The sequence below is a fragment of the Hydrogenivirga sp. 128-5-R1-1 genome (assembly GCF_000171895.1).
On record NZ_ABHJ01000404.1, the window covers coordinates 1 to 1,315 of the forward strand.

Annotated in this window: 1 protein-coding gene; it reads left to right on the forward strand. The window is 29.0% G+C overall.

All coding sequences use genetic code 11. The features are described from left to right. A partial coding sequence (gene neuC, locus HG1285_RS01200; protein ID WP_008289450.1) for a UDP-N-acetylglucosamine 2-epimerase occupies nucleotides 1–1,146 on the forward strand: 1,146 nt, incomplete at its 5' end. Nucleotides 1,147–1,315: the final 169 nt, after the last annotated feature.

The window sequence follows — 1,315 nt, forward strand, 5'->3', positions numbered from 1 at the left end:
TTTACTGGGACAAGGGCAGAATATGGACTTTTAAAACCTCTAATGTATGAAATAAAAAAGGATAAGGATTTAGAGCTTCAAATAATTGCTTCAGGAATGCATCTATCACCAGAATTTGGTTTAACTTATAAAGAGATAGAAAAAGATGGATTTACCATAGATGAAAAAGTAGAAATGCTTTTATCATCAGATACACCTTTTGGTATTTCAAAGTCTATTGGTCTTGGTGTTATAGGTTATACCGACGCTTTAGAAAGATTAAAACCTGATATCACAGTAGTATTAGGAGATAGATTTGAAGCATTAGCTTTTGTAATAGCATCTTTTACTCTAAAAATACCAATAGCACATTTATATGGAGGAGAAACTACTTTAGGTGTTTTAGATGAAGGTTATAGACATGCTATAACAAAGCTATCATATCTTCATTTCACTTCCACAGAAGAATATAAAAAAAGAGTTATACAACTTGGAGAAGAACCTGAAAGAGTATTTAATGTCGGTGCTTTGGGAATAGATAATATCAAAAAACTAAAATTACTTAGTAAAGAAGAAGTAGAAAAAAGGTTAGGAAAAAAGTTGAAAAAAAGAAACTTACTAATAACATTTCACCCGGAAACTTTGAAGAAAGGAAGTTCAGAAAATCAGTTTAAAGAGTTATTAAAAGCATTAGATGAATTAGAAGATACATTACTTATCTTTACTAAAGCCAACGCTGATACAGAAGGTAGAAAAATAAATTATCTAATTGATGAATATGCTTCCAAAAATAAAGAAAAAACGGTGGTTTTTACAAATATGGGACAACTTTTATACTTATCCACTATGCAGTTTGTGGATGCGGTAGTTGGAAATTCTTCAAGTGGTATTATTGAAGCCCCTTCTTTCAAAATAGGAACAATTAATATAGGAGATAGACAAAAAGGAAGAATAAGAGCTGAAAGTATTATAGACTGCAAACCAGATTATGAAAGTATAAAAAAGTCTATAAATAAGCTATTTTCACAAAATTTTCGGCAAAAACTAAAAAATGTTAATAATCCTTACGAAAATAAAAATACGGCGAGAAAAATAAAAAATATTTTAAAAAGTTTTGAATTGGATAATTTGGAAAAAAAATTTTTTGATATTCCTGTTAGGTATTGAAACATGGTGATGGAAATAAGAACAGATATAAAAAAATTATTAATACATAAAAAATCAACCATAATTGACGCTCTAAAGAAATTAAACGAAAGTGCTTTAAAAGTTCTGTTAGTAGTAGACGAGAATTTGCATTTATTGGGCACACTAAGTGATGGGGACATAAGAAGGT